At 43.6% G+C, this 17032-nt stretch carries 17 protein-coding genes and 1 pseudogene; 7 read left to right on the top strand and 11 right to left on the bottom strand.

Annotated elements, in window-relative coordinates; genetic code table 11:
- Nucleotides 1-88 precede the first annotated feature (88 nt).
- From AB6D93_RS02290 to AB6D93_RS02305, 4 genes are all read right to left on the bottom strand, one after another.
- Nucleotides 89-2083, bottom strand: a complete 1995-nt coding sequence (locus tag AB6D93_RS02290; protein WP_102333227.1) for a choice-of-anchor X domain-containing protein — start codon at nucleotides 2081-2083, stop codon at nucleotides 89-91.
- Nucleotides 2084-2095: 12 nt separating this feature from the next.
- Nucleotides 2096-3613, bottom strand: a complete 1518-nt coding sequence (locus AB6D93_RS02295; RefSeq protein WP_102333228.1) for a triacylglycerol lipase — start codon at nucleotides 3611-3613, stop codon at nucleotides 2096-2098.
- Between the two features lie 489 nt (nucleotides 3614-4102).
- Nucleotides 4103-5200: a nickel/cobalt transporter gene (locus tag AB6D93_RS02300; protein WP_017059100.1), complete on the bottom strand. Its 1098-nt coding sequence runs from the start codon at nucleotides 5198-5200 to the stop codon at nucleotides 4103-4105.
- Between the two features lie 94 nt (nucleotides 5201-5294).
- Entirely contained in the window at nucleotides 5295-6017 is a 723-nt protein-coding gene (locus AB6D93_RS02305) for a DUF1007 family protein (protein WP_029235926.1), read from the bottom strand.
- A gap of 475 nt (nucleotides 6018-6492) precedes the next feature.
- On the opposite strand from AB6D93_RS02305, the gene AB6D93_RS02310 reads away from it, so the two are divergent.
- Together AB6D93_RS02310 and nqrM are read left to right on the top strand one after the other, a co-directional pair.
- Nucleotides 6493-6984, top strand: coding sequence for a NifB/NifX family molybdenum-iron cluster-binding protein (locus tag AB6D93_RS02310; protein ID WP_102333229.1), 492 nt, complete (start codon nucleotides 6493-6495; stop codon nucleotides 6982-6984).
- Nucleotides 6981-7178, top strand: a complete 198-nt coding sequence (nqrM, locus tag AB6D93_RS02315) for a (Na+)-NQR maturation NqrM (RefSeq protein ID WP_017077941.1) — start codon at nucleotides 6981-6983, stop codon at nucleotides 7176-7178. Before AB6D93_RS02310 ends, nqrM begins: the two co-directional genes overlap by 4 nt.
- 52 nt (nucleotides 7179-7230) lie before the next feature.
- Here the strand turns inward: nqrM and AB6D93_RS02320 are convergent, their stop codons facing one another.
- Complete coding sequence (locus tag AB6D93_RS02320; protein ID WP_004734814.1) at nucleotides 7231-7509, bottom strand: DUF134 domain-containing protein; 279 nt, start codon at nucleotides 7507-7509, stop codon at nucleotides 7231-7233.
- 35 nt (nucleotides 7510-7544) lie between these two features.
- Between AB6D93_RS02320 and AB6D93_RS02325 the strand changes: the two genes are divergently transcribed.
- On the top strand, nucleotides 7545-8000 hold the full coding sequence (locus AB6D93_RS02325; protein ID WP_102333230.1) for a PaaI family thioesterase: 456 nt from the start codon (nucleotides 7545-7547) through the stop codon (nucleotides 7998-8000).
- 217 nt (nucleotides 8001-8217) lie between these two features.
- Nucleotides 8218-9309, top strand: a complete 1092-nt coding sequence (locus AB6D93_RS02330) for a transporter substrate-binding domain-containing protein (RefSeq protein ID WP_102333231.1) — start codon at nucleotides 8218-8220, stop codon at nucleotides 9307-9309.
- A 43-nt stretch (nucleotides 9310-9352) separates the two neighbouring features.
- Here the strand turns inward: AB6D93_RS02330 and AB6D93_RS02335 are convergent, their stop codons facing one another.
- A complete protein-coding gene (locus AB6D93_RS02335) occupies nucleotides 9353-9556 on the bottom strand; it encodes a hypothetical protein (RefSeq protein WP_004734817.1) in 204 nt (67 codons plus the stop codon).
- 357 nt (nucleotides 9557-9913) lie between these two features.
- On the opposite strand from AB6D93_RS02335, the gene pnuC reads away from it, so the two are divergent.
- The 3 genes and pseudogenes from pnuC (at nucleotide 9914) to AB6D93_RS02350 (ending at nucleotide 12190) form a co-directional block, all read left to right on the top strand.
- Nucleotides 9914-10648 carry a nicotinamide riboside transporter PnuC gene (gene pnuC / locus AB6D93_RS02340; protein ID WP_102333232.1) on the top strand — a complete coding sequence of 245 codons (735 nt, stop codon included), beginning with the start codon at nucleotides 9914-9916 and terminating at the stop codon, nucleotides 10646-10648.
- Between the two features lie 8 nt (nucleotides 10649-10656).
- Nucleotides 10657-11385, top strand: a complete 729-nt coding sequence (locus AB6D93_RS02345) for a nucleoside phosphorylase (protein WP_102333233.1) — start codon at nucleotides 10657-10659, stop codon at nucleotides 11383-11385.
- A 125-nt stretch (nucleotides 11386-11510) separates the two neighbouring features.
- Nucleotides 11511-12190: pseudogene (locus AB6D93_RS02350) on the top strand (Crp/Fnr family transcriptional regulator).
- 145 nt (nucleotides 12191-12335) lie between these two features.
- Here the strand turns inward: AB6D93_RS02350 and AB6D93_RS02355 are convergent.
- The 5 genes from AB6D93_RS02355 to AB6D93_RS02375 all read right to left on the bottom strand — a co-directional run bounded on the left by AB6D93_RS02355 (nucleotide 12336) and on the right by AB6D93_RS02375 (nucleotide 17027).
- Nucleotides 12336-14039, bottom strand: coding sequence for an FAD-dependent oxidoreductase (locus tag AB6D93_RS02355; RefSeq protein ID WP_102333234.1), 1704 nt, complete (start codon nucleotides 14037-14039; stop codon nucleotides 12336-12338).
- 268 nt (nucleotides 14040-14307) lie between these two features.
- Nucleotides 14308-15210, bottom strand: coding sequence for a VirK/YbjX family protein (locus AB6D93_RS02360; RefSeq protein WP_133154293.1), 903 nt, complete (start codon nucleotides 15208-15210; stop codon nucleotides 14308-14310).
- Between the two features lie 320 nt (nucleotides 15211-15530).
- A complete protein-coding gene (locus tag AB6D93_RS02365) occupies nucleotides 15531-15674 on the bottom strand; it encodes a hypothetical protein (protein WP_017059112.1) in 144 nt (47 codons plus the stop codon).
- A 25-nt stretch (nucleotides 15675-15699) separates the two neighbouring features.
- On the bottom strand, nucleotides 15700-15975 hold the full coding sequence (locus AB6D93_RS02370; RefSeq protein WP_017059113.1) for an HU family DNA-binding protein: 276 nt from the start codon (nucleotides 15973-15975) through the stop codon (nucleotides 15700-15702).
- Between the two features lie 356 nt (nucleotides 15976-16331).
- Nucleotides 16332-17027, bottom strand: a complete 696-nt coding sequence (locus AB6D93_RS02375) for a VC0807 family protein (RefSeq protein WP_017059114.1) — start codon at nucleotides 17025-17027, stop codon at nucleotides 16332-16334.
- Nucleotides 17028-17032 lie beyond the last annotated feature (5 nt).

Consider the following 17032-nt stretch of genomic DNA (forward strand, 5'->3'; position numbering starts at 1 on the left):
AGCTTGCAAAGTTCATCACCGTTCACTCTGAGAGGCCATGCCCAAAGCGATACCTTGGGCATGGCCTTATTCTATTTCAGTTTTAGGATCAGTACTCGATGAATAATGACACCTGCTTAACGTTAATGAAGAAACTTCTTTCATAGGGATAAGAGGTAAGAGCAATATCTAGTTTGTTCAACCCAGACACTCTCTTCTCATTTAATGCTTCTAATAGTTTAGAGTTGGTAAACCTAAGCGTTTGACCTGCTTCTACGTTGTTGAATGTAGTAAGTGGATTACTCCATGCTGCACATATTGTAAAAGACTCACAGAACGTGTCGTAATCCAGTGTGTTTGGAGACCAAGTTTGATTAACGATATGCGCAGTTACATTGTTGAATGGAAATTGAAGAGTTGAATCTCCGAAATCAACAATAAGCGTTGCCTGTTTAATTTTCCCTCGAACCTCACTTAAGTCAAAACTCGCTAGTGTTTCGTAGTCGTATGGGATTGAAGCCCCCGCTCTTAAGTAACCACCGACACGATGTTGCGTGACATGTGTTGCCGGGGTTGCTTGCCAGTTTTCTCTTTCCAAACCGAATAGGTTAGAGGGGAGGGTCACATTCACTGGCGGACTGAAATCAGAGGCTTGGTATGGTGGAGTTTGACCGAGAACTCCTTGTCGATAGGAGTCAACGCCACTGTAGATTAGCAGTGCGTTCAGTTCATAAGGACCATCGGCTTGCTTAAACGTGTCACCAGGAACGGTAAACTTGATGGTGTTTTCGCCAGCCTCAAGCGGTTCTTGGAAACTCACTAGCTCTAAATACTCTCCGGCTGCACCAACGATATTTACCGAACCTGTGTAAGTTCCACTGCGCGTAACATGGATAGGAAACTCAAAACTCAGCGAATCAATGTAGGTTCCATCTTGCGACATAGTCGGTGTGGTGACTAAACTCCCCGTGACTTCAATCGGTTCGCGGCAACGCTCAAAAGATGCTAAATCAATAAATTCTTCAAACTGAATTCGAGGGGCTGAAATTCGTATGTCATCTTGAGTGATTGCGTAGATGATCGTCGGGTTGGAGGTCAAAGTAGACGCTGAATCAAACGCGCCAAAAATATCTTCAGTTGAGTACTGTAGAGTGACGATTTGCTTCGCAGGTTTGAGTTGCAGACGTTTGCTTGTGTTGAGCTCGTCAATTCCATCGGTGAGGTAACCATGAATGGCAAAATCCCCCGCGGATTTAACATCAAGTTCCAAGCGCTGCTCTAAGGCAATAACACAGCCTTCAGAGGAAAACAGTGGAGCGAGTGAGAGGCTGACAAATTCAATGTCAGAGGGTAGTACGTGGATTTTTTTACTTGTCTGGCGAGTGATAGTTGTTCCATATTCTTCAAAAGACGTTATGCCTTCAATTAGATAATCCCCTTCAGCGGGTGGAACGAAAATATTGCTGTAGACACCATCTTTAGCAATAGCATCGAAATTGACACCCTCATCTTTAAGCGTCAGGCGTGTTTTTATTCCAGCTTCATCAATGATCACTGCGCTGGTTTGGGCACCTGTGATTGGATTCCCTTTGTTTGTCAGTAATGCAGAAACGGGAACTGGTTCACCGACCACAAATTGGTTTGCAGCTATCGCCATGCCAAACGCAATAGGGGATTGGATCGCAACCTGAGCAATAATTACTGTGTTGTAACTTGGGTTTGGAAAATCAACGACGATCTTCCATTCGCCAGGTTCAGGGTTAGTTACTTCAGGCAAAAATAAATAGCTGCCCGGTAGCGGCGGACTTTGTGTGTCACCTGAAAGTATGTTCGCTTGCACATCATTGGATGATGTTGCGACTTGCCCGTTAGGCTTGACTAAATATACGGTTGCATCATCCAACGGCACGATGATTTCTGCTTTTAGGGCTTCCGCTTTGTCGATGGTAAATAGCATTGTGACTTCGTTATCGTTACTAGTCACTGGTTGAGATAGTGTCGTGCTTGTACTCATCCCAACGGGTATTGCATTACTGGCGATAGCCGGTGTGATGAAGGTACAGAAAAGACTGAACACCATCACTAATTGCTTGATGAATTTCATTGTGGCCACTCCTTAGCGCATTGAAATAATTTGTTGTAGAAAATGTTCAACGTTTTGTCCCGTTTTCATTGTTGAGTGGTTAGCCAATACGTTACCCAATGCATTGGTATAACTTGGGTTAGCGCTTGCCAAGGTCACAACAACATCATTTTCTTGCGGTACTGTTTGAATGGCTTGGTAACTGACTATGGTGATTGGATGAGCTTGTGGTCCATGCACACTTGGCATTGTGACCGATTGAGTTTGAGTATCGAGGTAGGCCGCAGAACTAAAGCTTCTTAGCGCCTGCCAAGCGGTAACGCCTGCCCAACGCGATCCCCACGGGAATAGGCCAACGATATCAGGATCTTTCTCAATAACACCGTCTTGGTTGAGATCGGCATTTGCCCCAATAGAAAATGTATTTGCAATATTGCCGCGAGTACGCATTTGGATCGCGTTTGATGCTGTATCCGTTGTTAGATCACGGATACCAGGCATTTTAGGACCCGCAAACGGAATATTTGGGAGTTGCATGTACTTGCCAGCGTAATTATTTGGATCGGTACTGACGTTACTGTAGATATCGGCGTAGTGGTCCATTTTTATCACCGACAAATCTGCTGCGACGCTACCAAGGTGAGGTGTGGAGAAAGTAGAAAGGGAGGTTATCTCAAAGGAAGGGCTAAGTGCTTTGAGGTTTTGGGTATCTAGCCCGCCTTTACTGTGTGCAATGACGTGAACTTTGTCGGATTTCAACTCATCGAGAAAACCCTGAATTTTGTTGTTCAAGATATTAGCGTTAGTCGCTGTGGTTCCATTTTTGTCAGCAGAGAAACGAGTATAACGAATGCCATAGTCATCAAGTGTAGAAAGCACGCCTGGAGCCGTATCATCATCCCAAGTGTCTGATTGTGCAGCAATGCCATGAGCAAGAATCACAGGAATGGCAACATCAAACTCGATTGAGACCCAATCGACAGACATACACCAGTTGTCTCCCGTATTGCCAGTATCAATATCGACGCGAATCTCATTGTTTTGGCCGAACTTGATATCACTGATATCGACTTGAAGGTTAGTATCCGTCCAACGGTTATCAGCGCCTTGCAGCGTACCTAAAGACTTTCCGTTAAAAGATACGATATCTATTTCTGGAGCAATATTACTGACGTTGGCATTGGAGTCTATGTCGAAGACCGGCATGCTGATCCTTGCGTTAGAACCGATAACGCCTTTTTGCTGCATATCGCCCAGTTTACTCGGAGCAATTCTCCCGTCACTTTGTAAAACGTTGGGGCTGACAACCATAGGAACAGGTAAAGAGATAAGTAGAGGTCCGCCAGAAGCATAGGTACAACCGGTATCCAGACCAGGACCAGAATTGACAACATAAACGCCGAGTACTTCTTGCGGTGGGGCTATCCCAGAGCTTTGTGAACGCATCGAGAAATTACGCAATTCGTGTGAATCAGGTATATCTTCGGCACTCGCGAAACTCGGAGAAAGTAACAAAACACTGAGCGTGGCGCTCGGAATGTATAGTTTCATTTGTTTACCTTTGAGTATAGGTTATCCAAGAATTTGGTTGAAGAAAGCTCTATCTGTAGTTGTAAGGTAAAGGCTAGGAGTTTGATGTGAAATTTATTGGGTATAATTTCGGCTTGTTACTCAATTGATAAAACTGCTGCTCTATTTTTTTTCAAAATAGGAAGAGTGCGATCGCAGTTTCTGGATTGCGGAAGTTATGTCCTTATTTTCAAAAGGAGGGGGATAGTGCTCTAATATTGTTAGAACAATCTAAGTTAGTTTATGAAAGAGTAGCTAAGAATAGGAAAATCAAAGTTGGATGTAGGTTTGTTACAGAACTACATAGAGCGCGCTGTTCTGAATGGCTGACTACTAACCTAACTGGCTGTGCAAAGTTAGGTTAGTAGAAATTATGTGGCTGTTAATTCAGATTTGAGAGATAAGGGCTAGTGTTTTTTAGTAAAAATGGTAAAGGTCGCAATAAACTGAGGTTTGTTATTACATCGTTCGCTACATAGTGAAAACAGGCGACATACCGCTGTCTTGTCCACTCATTAGCAACAAGCCAATTAAGACAAGTAAAACACCACCGAATAGCTGTAAATAATGACCTGCGGCTTTTAGTGAAGCACTGTTATTCTTGTTACCTGCTGCCAAATAGCGTTTTACCAAGTTCTTGCCTGTTAGTGTCATTATAGCAATCGTCGAGGTTGTGAAAGCAGTACCAATCGCCATGGAAAAAGCACTGACAACACCCATCCAATATAGGCCAACCATGTTTGCGAAAAGCAGTACCATGATGGCTCCGGTGCACGGTCTTACGCCAATCGTCACTATAATTCCAGCATATTCTCGGAGCGTTGAGGCTTTGTTGATTGCGTCTGCATCGGCTACATGCTGGTGGCCGCACCCACAGTCGGCATGAGAATGATCTGCATGAGTGTTAGCTGCGGCTTGCATTGTGCTAGTAGCGTCGATTATCGGAGAAGGGGCTGATATTGATGAGCGAAGTGCCATTGGCGAACGCGCTGAAATTGTCGCAGCTGTGTCTGTTGCGAGTGTAGTGATGGCTTTCACTTTCAGCTTAGGCTTACGCATAGCGGTGTAGATGTTTTTCAAAGCCTTCCAACATATAAGTGCGCCGACGACCGCGACTAAGGCAAAGCTTAATGAAACAAACATATTCGCTTTGTCATTCACTACTCGCATGGAAGCACTAAAGCCCCACAGCAACACGCTTACTAGTAAGATTGCGACCAATGCTTGTAAAAAAGCGGAGACGACCGTAAGCACTAAACTCGCCTTGGCTTTGGTTGGGTGAGTCGCTAAGTAAGTCGACACGATAACTTTGCCGTGCCCAGGCCCCAAAGAATGAAGCATGCCATAGATAAAGCTGAACCCGATAAGGTAACTGCCTGCGCCCCAAGGGTTGGATTTAGCTTCATAGAGCAGGTCTGCAAGTTCTGAATTGACTTCTCTTTGCCATTGAATGCTAGAGATAACTAACGATGGCCACATGGACCACAGTTGATACGCACCAATAGCAATAAGCACGAACGCGCCAGCACCAATGAGGTAGTGATTGATTTTGGATTGATTTTTCTTCATTTAACAAGAACCTATATCTGAAATCTTTCTGTTAATTAGTTGCCATGCTTAATCAGCTAGACGCTGACTTAAAGGCTGAAACGAACCACTGCGACTAAGAAGCGGGAACCGCCGCACAATGAAGCTCAACCGATTGTGTAAACAGTTGGCCTAGCGTGTTATCTGGATCTGCATCGACAGGTAAAGACATTGCATAACTCATTTGCTCTGGCGTCGGGTTAGGCTCGATTAATTCTAAATGGCATTGTCTTGCTAGTTCAGGTGACAATGTCACGTCGCTGTTGGATAGCCACGACATGTCGACAAAGTAACTAGGGTCAAAAATCAATACGCGAAGCGAGTTTCGTGTCACAGGCTTAGGTTTAGAAAGTGGTAGGTCAAATGTTAGAACCATCTTGGCTTTATCACGCTCAAACTTTGCGTTCTCAACCACCTGATATTTGATGGGCTCTTCACCATCATAAAAGTACGTGAAGTAGTGCTCGTACATCATGTTTTCGATTACAGACGCAGCGAGCTTTTTGAATGTTTCAGTTTCTGTATCGGCAGAGACGTCTTCTCCATCCAACATGTACATCGAGGTCATTGCATCAAAAGACCACTCCATAGAGAGACCGGTGATCATGCCATTCTCTCCCTCAATATGAGTTTTCATCTCTATCCAAGAGTGAGGGTGGGCATATAGATTTGGCGCAAAACACAATAATGCTAGGCCAACAGTCAAGCCCTTGAGAGAGCGAAAGCATGTCGAGAAACGGCTTACATAGCGTGTGGAGAGGCGATTGATGACATCGATTAGAATAAATGGCTGTTTCATGAGAAATGATGGTAATTTAGTGTGATGTTATATTATAACAACTCGATGCGTTGTTCACTTCAAATTATAAGCTTGTTTACATTGAAGCCGACTGCAATTCTTGATTTTCAATCCAACCTATTTTTCCTATAAACATCTTTGATTGGTCCCTAATTCGACATTATTCAGACTAGTGTGTGACGTTGAATAGTCGATTAAGCTCTCGGTTGTGCGAGGCCTTTTTGTAATGGGTTTGAGCTTGGCTCTTGATAACAGGCATTAACAACGCAAAAAATACCCCCAGTAAAAATACTACCCCCTAGTATATATGGTTATTTGAAAGGTAACTGAGATAGGCTGAAGATGACGCTAAGTTTGGGTGCTTGTGATCTTAGTTATCGATCCAGTAAATCTTATTTTTCACATGATAGTTATTGGCATATGCTAATAATGGGGCGTATGCTGAACTTCTGATCATCAATAACAGGAAGTTACTATGTTATACGCAGTACCTTGTCGCGACCTTCATGTCGGCAACCATTTTGCTCGTTCCCCACAGATCGCGATTGTCGATGAGCAACGACAAATAAAGCAGATTGTTCCTTTGGTTGATTCCGACACCGCTTGCAATAAAAAGAAGCAATGGATCTCTGTCCTCCGTTCTTACGATGTGAAATCTGTAGTCGTCCGTCACATAGGGAAGAAGATGCTAGCGCACTTGTTCAACCACGATATTAGAGTTTTGGCATCAACAGGAAAGGCAGAAATAGGTGCTTTGGATTTTAGTAATCTGCAACAAGTGACCGATCTCGATTACGGTCGCGAGCCTCGCAACGTTTGTCACAGTAAAAAAGGGCACAGTCAGAGAGAGTGCAGTAATAAAGGGAGTAGTAAGAAAGGCTGCGGTGAGGAAGGGCGCAAGAAAGGCGCCGCGATTCTTATGGCACAGCCGAATCATTTAGGGGGTATTCGAGGGTTCCGACAATGACCTTTTTGTTGACGCTATTGGGGTTTATCGGAATCGTCGCGTTGATGGCGATAGGTGTGATTTTTTCTCGCAAGCCAATCAAAGGCAGCTGCGGAGGGCTTGCGCAGTTAGATATTGAGCGTGAATGCAATTGCAAAGATGTCTGTGAAGGGCAGAGTCGAAAGCTGTATCAGATCTCTGAGCCATCAAGCTGAGTATCGAGAATTCACTGTCATTGAGCTAGCTAACGTTGGGCTAGTTCGCGAGTTAAGCGCTTTGAATCACCAACGCGTGACCGTTGACGATGCACTTGGCGACTTTGGCTCGTGCACGCTTGATGATGTTGCCGAACGTTTGGCGAGACACCTGCATTTGTTCAGCTGCTTCAAGTTGGCTCAATCCTTCTTGATCAGCCAAGCGTAAGGCTTCTAACTCTTCTAATAGCAATTCTTCTTTATGAAGCTCGTCCATAGGAACGCCATTAGGCTTAAAACAAGAGTAAGCCGCTCGGGTGCATAACTGGCGATGTTTTTTTGGTCGAGCCATATTAATCTCTAGGTATTTAAGGTTAAAAGGTAAGTATGAAGGTTTTCATTCCACACAACCATCGGCGTTGCCAAGTGTGCAGCCAAGGTTTTTTTTCAGACAATCCAATAATATTTGAAGCTATTGGTGAGCACGAGGCTTTAGTTAAGCATGAGACTTTATCCAAGTATGAAACTTCAGCTAAATATAAAACCAGGGCAAAGATTGTACCAACAGATAAAGCTGAGGGCTACGATGGCATCATGCAGGGTGGCATTGTCACCGCGTTACATGACAGTGCGATGCTGCATTGTTTGTTCCAAAATAACATCACTGCAATGACGGTGAGTTTAGCGTCTCGCTTTCATCATCCTATTTCCATTGGTCAAGAACTGGAAGTTCGCGCCCAATGGGTCAAAAGCAGACGTAATATCTACTTCCTTGAAAGCCAAATTACGCAGTGCGGAAAGTTATGTTCGTCGGCACAAAGCCAGTTTATGTCATCTCACTAGTTACCGATCCGATGTTCCCTATGCCGTTAGTTTGTTACGCCCATTGTTTTGCACAATAAATAGAGGTTTTCTATAGTTAAGGTAATAACGAATAAAGCTAGGGCAGTATTGAATTTATCATAATCTTTCTTCACTTCTGATCGCGCTGATGTGTGTTCATTAGTCGAGCCTTCGTACTCGATTCAATTCATTGCTGCCTTCTTCTGGAGGGCTGCTGATGCACAAATATTTCAAATCGACACTCCGATACGGTGTCACTTCAATCGTTTCTCTTTTTCTATTCTTCAGTACTTTTGCCTCTTCTTCTCCACTTAAAGTCGGTGTTTACCTGTGTCCTCCTTTTGTGATCAGTTCGATGGAAAGTCAATGGAATGGCCTGAGTGTTGAGCTTTGGGAACAGATCGCTAAAGAAATGGACGTTGAGTACACGATAGAGAATCACCGTTTGGATGAATTACTCAATGCGATTGAAACAGAGCAAATCGACATCGGTGTCTCTTGTATTTCAATCACCCCAGAGCGTGAGTTGTTTGCTGACTTTTCCCATTCCTTTTATGAAACTCACCTCGCTATCGCAGTGAAGAAGCAAGGTTACCTTCATACCTTACACGCCATTTTCTTAAACCCTGCATTGTGGCTGATCATTGGCGTTATCGTCTTTATCTCTGGTGTGATTGGTGCCTTTTTCTATGTATTGGAGCACGGTGAAAATGAAAAGCTCTATTCGATGAAAAGCCGAACGGGCCGTTGGTTAGAAAGTTTCATACTGGGTTTGCTTTTTATCACTCGAGGCCCATTCAATTATTTTGAGTTTAAGAGCTTAACCGGACGAATTGCTACGGTGTTCATTGGTGTGCTGAGTATGCTGTTTATCGCCAGTATTACTGCGGTATTAGCCAGCAAGCTTACGCTCAGCCAAGGCTCTTCCCATATTAAAGGTGTGAATGATCTTGCGGATGTTGAAGTAGGGGCAAAAGTCGCGACGACTTCTTCTTTGATGCTCACAAGCTTTGGTATTCGACACAAGAGTTATATCGATATGCCAAGACTGTTGGCGGCTTTAGAGGAAGGCGAAGTAGAGGCGATTGTCGCTGATGATGTGGTGCTCAAATATATGATTGGTAATGGCAGAATAAGCGGGCAGTTCGATGATCTAGAGGTGTTGCCGTATCAACTCGAAAAGCAGAATTATGGCTTTATCATCACTGAAAACAACTCGTATGAAGAAGAAATTAACCGCGCTCTTCTGAAAATTCGTGAGTCGCGAAAGTGGCGTAAAATCTTGGTCGACTATTTTGCAGATAAGTAACCGAGTTTAACTGCTAACTCTCAAGCATTTCTAATGCCTCTCCCTAGAGTTGTTCTGAACCAGAGGCTTTGTTCTTTTTGAAATATTTGAACGCTGTCCAAACGACATAAGCCGCAACGCCCACAATCAATGCAGAGCGAAGGAGAATAGGCGCATCATGTTCAAGTTGACCAACATGCGGCACAATACTGGCAAACAATCGACTGGTAAAAAACAGCCCCATTACTAACATAACAATCTTATTCATGTGACCTGCCATTCAATTGGGTAAGTTGTACAAAAAGTGTGATGGGTCGATTACACGGCCAAAAACGATTCTGCTCGAAATAAAAGCATGCGCTTCTCAAGAGCGCCCGTCAACGCGATATCAGCTTAAAGCCAGTAAGCTAAAGTTTCGTTTTTGGAAGTGATTTGTTCTGCTGTTGGAGTTTCGAGTTCAAGACTGTTGGGAGGGCGATGACACCTTTCTGTGAATTTGATTTTCCGGAATTATTATTCTGATTTATGATCGCATGCAATCTAGGGGGGACAAATGTCCTCCTCTTTGTTTCTATCGGCGCAATAAGATAGGTGCTACAAAAATCAAATAATAAAGGACACCCCGATGGATCTATTCGCCCTACTTGATATCAACAATACTCTAGTCAATATCCCAATAGGGGATGGCTATGCAATGAGCTGGATCGAAGCATTCGGCACCGTATTTGGCCTGCTTTGCATTTGGTTTGCAAGCCAAGAAAAAACCATTAATTACCTGTTCGGGTTACTGAATGTCACCCTATTTGCGGTTATCTTTTTCCAAATTCAGTTATACGGACTGTTACTGCTTCAACTCTTTTTCTTCTGCGCCAACATTTACGGCTGGTACGCATGGACACGCCCTAATGAGCAAGGTGAAACGCTAGAAGTTCGCTGGTTGAGTCAAAATAAGCTGGTGGCAACGGCTGCAGCCTGTGCGATTTCGATTGCACTGCTCACAATGTATATCGACCCATTCTTCTTTGCGTTGGCGAACATCGCGGTTGATAGCCTGAATCTATTTGGTGCTGATTTAACGGAACCAGTACTTGAACCTGATGCGTTCCCATTCTGGGATGCAACGATGACCATTCTATCTATTGTTGCTCAAGTTCTTATGACACGTAAGTATGTTGAAAACTGGATACTTTGGATTGTGATTAACATTATCAGTGTTGGTATTTATGTGACGCAGGGCGTGTACGCAATGTCTGTTCAATATGCAATCTTAATGTTTATTGCGGCAAACGGTACTCGTGAGTGGGCACGCACAGCTAAACGAAACAGTGATAAATCGTTAACTCAAGCAACGGCTTCTTAGGAGTGAAGATGGCAAAGCAACCTCATATTGGCGTTGATGAAACGCAAATTGCTCCGTTAGTCATTGTTTGTGGTGAGCCTGATAGAGCGAATCGAATCGCGAGCTTGCTAGAAGATGCAGAGATGGTTTCTGAGAATCGCGAGTATCGAGTCTTCACTGGCACCTATCAAGGGAAGGCGATATCGGTTTGCAGCACCGGCATTGGCGCACCTTCAATGATCATTGCCGTAGAAGAGCTTAAGTTTTGTGGTGTGACTCATATCGTCAGAGTAGGGTCTGCAGGTGCGATGCAGTCCCATATCGGGCTTGGTGAGCTAATTATTGCAGAGGGCGCAGTTCGCGATGAGGGTGGTTCTACCGCTTACGTTAAGCCGTCGTATCCCGCCTATGCAAGCTTCTGTCTGCTTAAAGAGCTAGACAAGTTCTTGCAGCTGCAAGCAACACCTTATTATTTAGGAACGATACGCTCACACGACAGTTTTTATACCGATGACGAGCAGGCGCTTTGTCAGTACTGGAATGGCAAAGGCATTTTAGGTGCAGACATGGAAACATCCGCGCTGTTTACCGTGGGACGCTTGAGAGGGCTTAATGTAGCTTCTATCTTGAACAATGTTGTCTTGTACGAACAAGATGTAAAGGAGGGCGTTGGGCAATATGTCGATGAGGCAAAAGTGATGATGCAAGGTGAGCGGCTCGCATCGTTAGCGGCACTGGAAGCACTAATTACTCAATAAGAGCCCGAAGAAATACAAGACGAAAGCGATGGGAGACCGTCGCTTTTTTATTGGGTTCTCTCCTGTGGTTTAAGTGGTTACAATCGTTTGAATATAAACAGCAGTAATGCAATGAGAGAGTAAGTATGAAGATTGCACCATACTCAAGCGGACGCTTTAAAAACTACTTAGAACAAAAAAGCTCTGAATTTAGAGATCTCATCTACCAACACCAAGTTAACTCTCGTTACTTTAATCAAAACGATGAAATCCTACGTCAAGGTGAGCAGCTTCAGTATCTTTATGTAGTGCCCGCAGGGAGAGTCTCTATGAGTATTTCTGCAGCTAATGGGCGACGCTTTCAATTGGGTGAGGTGAATTGCGATTACCATATCTTCGGTGAGATGGAGTTTTTCACTCAGACACCTTGTCAGTGGAACGTAGTGGCTGACGAACACATGCAAGTTGATGTCATTTGCATTCAGAAACTAGCAGAAGCACTACATGAAAACCCGGAGATGATGTTCTTCTTTGCCTCTGCATTAGCGGAAGATTATCAAGACTCTATGGGCATTTACACTAACCGTCTTTTACACTCAATTACCTACAACATTGCCTACGACTTATTGGTTCAAAGCGAGACAAATACTGTGTTAGGCGGTTTCGATAAAGTGAATCAAGAAGCGGAACGTTTTGGCACATTGAGCAGAGTGTATCGAAGAGCGGTTAAAGACCTATTAGACAAAGGTTTCATCAGAAAGGAGATCAAGGGTTAGAAATTGTCGATCAGCGAGCACTGCAAGCTTTTATTGACTCCTACGAATAATAAAAGAGCTTGGCACTTACTTAAATGCCAAGCTCGGTTTTTCAATGTTTACTATTAACTACTCGCATCTATTTATGAGCGACTTTCTCTCAGCAACTAGCCCGTAAGTGTCCGCGCACCATTACCGGCGACTAAGTATTAATCCTTAAGCTTTTGCATACATGAGTGTTCTATAACCACCGATTAAGTTGCGTGCTTTAAAGCCGTTGTTGACGAGTTGGCGATAAGCCACGTTACCACGTAACCCGACTTGGCAGTAGATTACAATCTCTTTGTCTTTTGATAGTTCGTCCATGCGGTGACGCAGTTGGTCGACAGGAATGTTGATTGCGCCTTCAATAAAGCCACCATTTTCTAGTTCGCCAGGGTTACGAACATCGAGTAGGAGTTGGTTGTCGCTTAATGTTGCAATCTCATCGAAATGAATAGGTGTCGCGTCACCTTTAATAATATTGTTGGCAACAAATGCGGCTTGGTTAATCACGTCCTTGGCACTCCCGTAAGGTGGTGCATAGGTTAATTCAAGGTGTTGAAGCTGATCAACGGTCATACCTGCACGTTGAGCTACTGCCATAACATCAATGCGTTTATCTACGCCATCTTTACCGACGGCTTGCGCACCTAGTATTTTCCCTGTCTTAGGGGCGAATAACATCTTGAACGAGACAATCTCAGCGCCAGGATAGTAGCTAGCGTGGCTTGCGGTATGCACATAGACTTTTTCATAGTCGACGCCTTCACGCTTCAACTGTTTTTCGTTTTTCCCTGTTGAGGCAACGGCTAGGTCAAAAATCTTACAGATAGCTGTGCCCTGTGTACCTTGATAGATTTCATTGCGTCCGAGCATGTTGTCGGCAGCCGTACGACCTTGACGGTTAGCAGGGCCAGCAAGCGGAACTAGAGTTTGTGCACCTGTGACAAAGTCTTTTTCTTCGACCACATCACCCACAGCGTAGATGCTAGGATCGCTAGTCTGCATCATTTCATTGGTGTAGATACCACCTAGTTCGCCAATTTGAAGTCCTGCTTCTTTTGCTAACTTAGTCTCAGGACGCACACCGATAGCCATGATTAAGATATCAGTAGTTAATGACTCGCCATTATTAAGTGTTAATTCTAATTCACCCTCTATGTGTTGGTGCTTCTCGCTCTCGCCTGAATCAAAACTTGCGATGTGTTCGTTAGGTATATATTTCACAGACTCAAGCGCGACGCCGAGTTTTAGGTCGATGCCTTTGTCACGAATCTCCGCATGGGCAAAGCCGGCCATTTCCCGGTCTACTGGCGTCATTACTTGGTCAGCCATCTCAATCAACGAAGTCTTGATCCCAAGCTGATGAAACGCTTCCATCATTTCCAAGCCGATAAAGCCACCGCCAACAACTGTCGCGTGCTCAGGTTTATTCATTTGGATTGTTTCGATGATGCGATCCATATCTGGAATATTGCGTAGTGAATGGGTGAGGGGGTTATCGATTCCTGAGATGGGAGGAACGACGGCACCGGCTCCAGGGCTGAGTAATAAGAAGTCGTAACTCTCGCTGTAGTGATTACCATCAACAAGATTTTTGACTGTAACGGTTTTATTGGTGCGATCAATAGAGGTAACTTCGTTCATCACTCGTGCGTCAACGTTGAAGCGAGCTAAGAAGCTTTCAGGTGTTTGTAACAGAAGCTTGCTTCTATCCTCGATATCGCCACCTATGTGGTATGGCAATCCACAGTTGGCAAAAGAGACGAATGGTCCTCGTTCAAACATTATGATTTCGGCTTCTTCACTAAGACGACGAGCGCGTGCAGCAGCTGAAGCACCTCCAGCTACGCCACCGATGATTACAATTTTAGTCATACGTTTACCTATTACTGTCTCTAAGTTTAACTATACAAATTGCCGAGCATAGAGCTTGTATCTTCTTAATGATCAGTACTGGCTGGTCGCCGGCGATTGAGTAGTTTTCGAAATACCTAGATACTATAAAGATGTAAATTAGCATTGTCTAATATTTATTTTAAAGCTATCACCTCGGGATTGAGCGTTTGGTCCAAGGGCTGTGATTAGACTAAAGCACGCTAGTAAAGGTAATACGCGTTAGCGAGTCGAGTACAGGTTAGCCAAATTAACTGTCATGAGCATAATGAACAGGATCATGGATGTGCTGACTGATTACGTTCTTCAGATCTTGTTCATACAGATCTAGCCAGGCATAACGCTCGCGATACAACTTACGCTTTTGACGTTTTAGAGCTTCAAGATCTTTCCTGCTCGGGTTTGTCGGGAGACGATAGAAATAGTTATCATGCACCTGTCCATCGTGCTCTTCCCACAGACTGTCGTATTTAAGGCTGATGTCTTTGTTTTTCTTACCGTAGCGTAATGAGTTCGAGACATGACCAGACTCTTTTACCGCATAGATATTGTCGATACCCAAGTTAATAGCGAGCAGTCGTAGTGTTTCTACCATGAAGGATTTAGGTCTTAAACCGTAAAAAGCTTTGGTGAATGTGCGGCTAAATCCATTGTCATTGGCGCCACCCTGTATACCGCCGATGTAGATGTTGTTGTCGAAAACAGTAAACGAAATGGTATACATTTTTTCGAGTTGAGAGTTGGTCAATGAAATTGTCAGTTCACCTTCTTTTCTCGCGTTTCTTTCGAAGCTGAGATTAACCAGATAAACGTTGTCATCTATCTCAAGTTTTAAAAGATTGAGCCTTTCGTTATAGATTTGGTGTCTAGCTTCTGTTGCGAAGGTGTTTTCAAACCAGTCGTAGTGTTTGGATAAGATATCGATCTTTTCTTTATTGCTAAAGCCAGTACATAAGTAGGGAGTCACAAATTTAGAAAGGAAGTTGGGTTGCTTGATAAATAATAACTTTCTCTCTTCAGAGTTGAAATTATTACTCATTTTTCGAGTAGCTGAATAATAAAACAGGGCTCGAATAGTAAACTTAACTATCGCTTTGTACTTACCCTTATTTTTATGGGTATTTGCTTCAATCCCCATGCGAACGACATTCATAATCACCTCAAAGAAGAAGGATTGCTCGAACATAGTCGTGTCATGAACCCTTCCAATAATCTCACCAATAACAAGAAAATGATGATAGTGAAAAAGGTGATTTGGGTAAGTATGGATATGTATAGCTATGTAACTCAATCAGTTACTTAGCGTTCAGATTTTGGACAGATGTGTTTGTCGCTTTAGTGGGGAGGGGTATCAATGTTATTTATTAGAGGCGCTTGCTCCTAAATCAAAAATGCCACTACAAATCTGCAGTGGCATTAGAACGATAACAAACTATCACCTTGCTTAAACCTAAACTTTAGTTCTTATATAAACTAAAGTTCTAACAGTTTAGCCAGTTCACGCTCTTCGAGAAGCTCTTCAATGCGTTGACGAGTCTTAGGCGTTTCGGCTTGCGCTTTAGTCGACTTGCCTGCTTTTTTGCTTCGGCTCGTTTTCGCTTTTTCCTTAGTCGTCATCGTAATCTTCCTTGTGTTTTTTGTGTTACAGGTTGCACGTCTCTTTTAGTGCCTTGCCCGCTTTAAATGCTGGCGTCTTTGATGCGGCAATCTGAATCTCTTCTCCGGTTCGCGGGTTACGACCAGTGCGAGCAGCTCGAGAGTTAACTTTAAAGCTACCAAATCCAAGGATCGATACGTCATCACCGTTCGCAAGCGAAGTAGAGATACCTTCAACTAGCGCATTTAGTGCTGTGCCTGCTTGGTCTTTTGAGATGTCTGCAGAAGTCGCGATGTGTTCAACTAATTGAGATTTGTTCATAATCTATATTCCTTATTGAGTACGGCTGGCGTCTACCTTTAGCACCTAGCTTATGCGATCTTATCAACAGCAATTGAAATAATGTCAGTGAGCGGGTAGAGCTTTGTAAAGTAACCAACAGAATTGACTATAAAAGCATCTGTCGGTTCAATCAATGCAATTCATTGATTATTATTGGTTTATAGACATGTTGCCCAAATTTACTTGAGAAAAGAGCATTAGGGTTGCCCGTTCGATTCATAATCCAAATCGAAGCTGTCATCTATCACGTTGATAACGAAAGAGTAAAAACAAAGAAGCCCAGCTTAATTGCTGGGCTTCATGTTGTGCTGTCAGAGCGATTTGTTAATTCAGAACTATTTAGTAATAAAAATTTGTTCTGTTTCTAGTGATGTCATCGTGCGAACTTGACGCCAAATGTAGTAGAAAATACCTAACATCATCAGCATGCTTGGGATGGCGATTGCTGGGTAGCTGTAAAGTGTCAGCTTGCCAAGTTCTTCATTAAAGGCAGCGGTGCCAGCAGGGCTAGTCACAATCCAAGTCGCTAGGAAGTAGTTCATAGCTGAAGAAAATGCGAAAGTACTCGCGAATAGGTAGTTGGATGTCATTAGACAACGATCAAACTTTGCTTGGTTACCGAACTGCTTTAGGCGCTCTTCAATAAGAGAGATATTTAACAGGGCCGGTGTGAAGATAACTTTCTGGATAAACGGGTAGCGGGTGAAGGTTGAGCCAAGAACCGCCAAACCAATTAGACCAGGGATTAATGCTTCTTTTAGTGCTAACCAACGAGTGTCTAGCTCGAAGAAACCAATACCGCCCGTCAATAGCACGCTTACAAAGCCGAGCGCAGCGATGAAGTTGAACTTCTTATTGCGGATTAACTCCATGCCACCGTAAGCAATAGGGAAGGCTAGTGCGACAAGTAATGCTAAGCCTGTTCCGAGATGCTCATCTCCACTGAACTTCATTAAAATGAATGAAGGAAGAAAGACGTTAAACACGACTTCGAAAAGAGGACTCGATTTTTTGTTTTCTGTGTTACTCATAATTT

The sequence above is a fragment of the Vibrio sp. 10N.247.310.23 genome (genome assembly GCF_041467155.1).
Classification (GTDB): domain Bacteria; phylum Pseudomonadota; class Gammaproteobacteria; order Enterobacterales; family Vibrionaceae; genus Vibrio; species Vibrio crassostreae_C.

Excerpts from the sequence above, each read along its gene's own strand:
- AB6D93_RS02290 (WP_102333227.1), bottom strand. The coding sequence starts at position 2,083 with ATGAAATTCATCAAGCAATTAGTGATGGTGTTCAGTCTTTTCTGTACC.
- AB6D93_RS02295 (WP_102333228.1), bottom strand. The coding sequence starts at position 3,613 with ATGAAACTATACATTCCGAGCGCCACGCTCAGTGTTTTGTTACTTTCT.
- AB6D93_RS02300 (WP_017059100.1), bottom strand. The coding sequence starts at position 5,200 with ATGAAGAAAAATCAATCCAAAATCAATCACTACCTCATTGGTGCTGGC.
- AB6D93_RS02305 (WP_029235926.1), bottom strand. The coding sequence starts at position 6,017 with ATGAAACAGCCATTTATTCTAATCGATGTCATCAATCGCCTCTCCACA.
- AB6D93_RS02310 (WP_102333229.1), top strand. The coding sequence starts at position 6,493 with ATGTTATACGCAGTACCTTGTCGCGACCTTCATGTCGGCAACCATTTT.
- nqrM (WP_017077941.1), top strand. The coding sequence starts at position 6,981 with ATGACCTTTTTGTTGACGCTATTGGGGTTTATCGGAATCGTCGCGTTG.
- AB6D93_RS02320 (WP_004734814.1), bottom strand. The coding sequence starts at position 7,509 with ATGGCTCGACCAAAAAAACATCGCCAGTTATGCACCCGAGCGGCTTAC.
- AB6D93_RS02325 (WP_102333230.1), top strand. The coding sequence starts at position 7,545 with ATGAAGGTTTTCATTCCACACAACCATCGGCGTTGCCAAGTGTGCAGC.
- AB6D93_RS02330 (WP_102333231.1), top strand. The coding sequence starts at position 8,218 with ATGCACAAATATTTCAAATCGACACTCCGATACGGTGTCACTTCAATC.
- AB6D93_RS02335 (WP_004734817.1), bottom strand. The coding sequence starts at position 9,556 with ATGAATAAGATTGTTATGTTAGTAATGGGGCTGTTTTTTACCAGTCGA.
- pnuC (WP_102333232.1), top strand. The coding sequence starts at position 9,914 with ATGGATCTATTCGCCCTACTTGATATCAACAATACTCTAGTCAATATC.
- AB6D93_RS02345 (WP_102333233.1), top strand. The coding sequence starts at position 10,657 with ATGGCAAAGCAACCTCATATTGGCGTTGATGAAACGCAAATTGCTCCG.
- AB6D93_RS02355 (WP_102333234.1), bottom strand. The coding sequence starts at position 14,039 with ATGACTAAAATTGTAATCATCGGTGGCGTAGCTGGAGGTGCTTCAGCT.
- AB6D93_RS02360 (WP_133154293.1), bottom strand. The coding sequence starts at position 15,210 with ATGAATGTCGTTCGCATGGGGATTGAAGCAAATACCCATAAAAATAAG.
- AB6D93_RS02365 (WP_017059112.1), bottom strand. The coding sequence starts at position 15,674 with ATGACGACTAAGGAAAAAGCGAAAACGAGCCGAAGCAAAAAAGCAGGC.
- AB6D93_RS02370 (WP_017059113.1), bottom strand. The coding sequence starts at position 15,975 with ATGAACAAATCTCAATTAGTTGAACACATCGCGACTTCTGCAGACATC.
- AB6D93_RS02375 (WP_017059114.1), bottom strand. The coding sequence starts at position 17,027 with ATGAGTAACACAGAAAACAAAAAATCGAGTCCTCTTTTCGAAGTCGTG.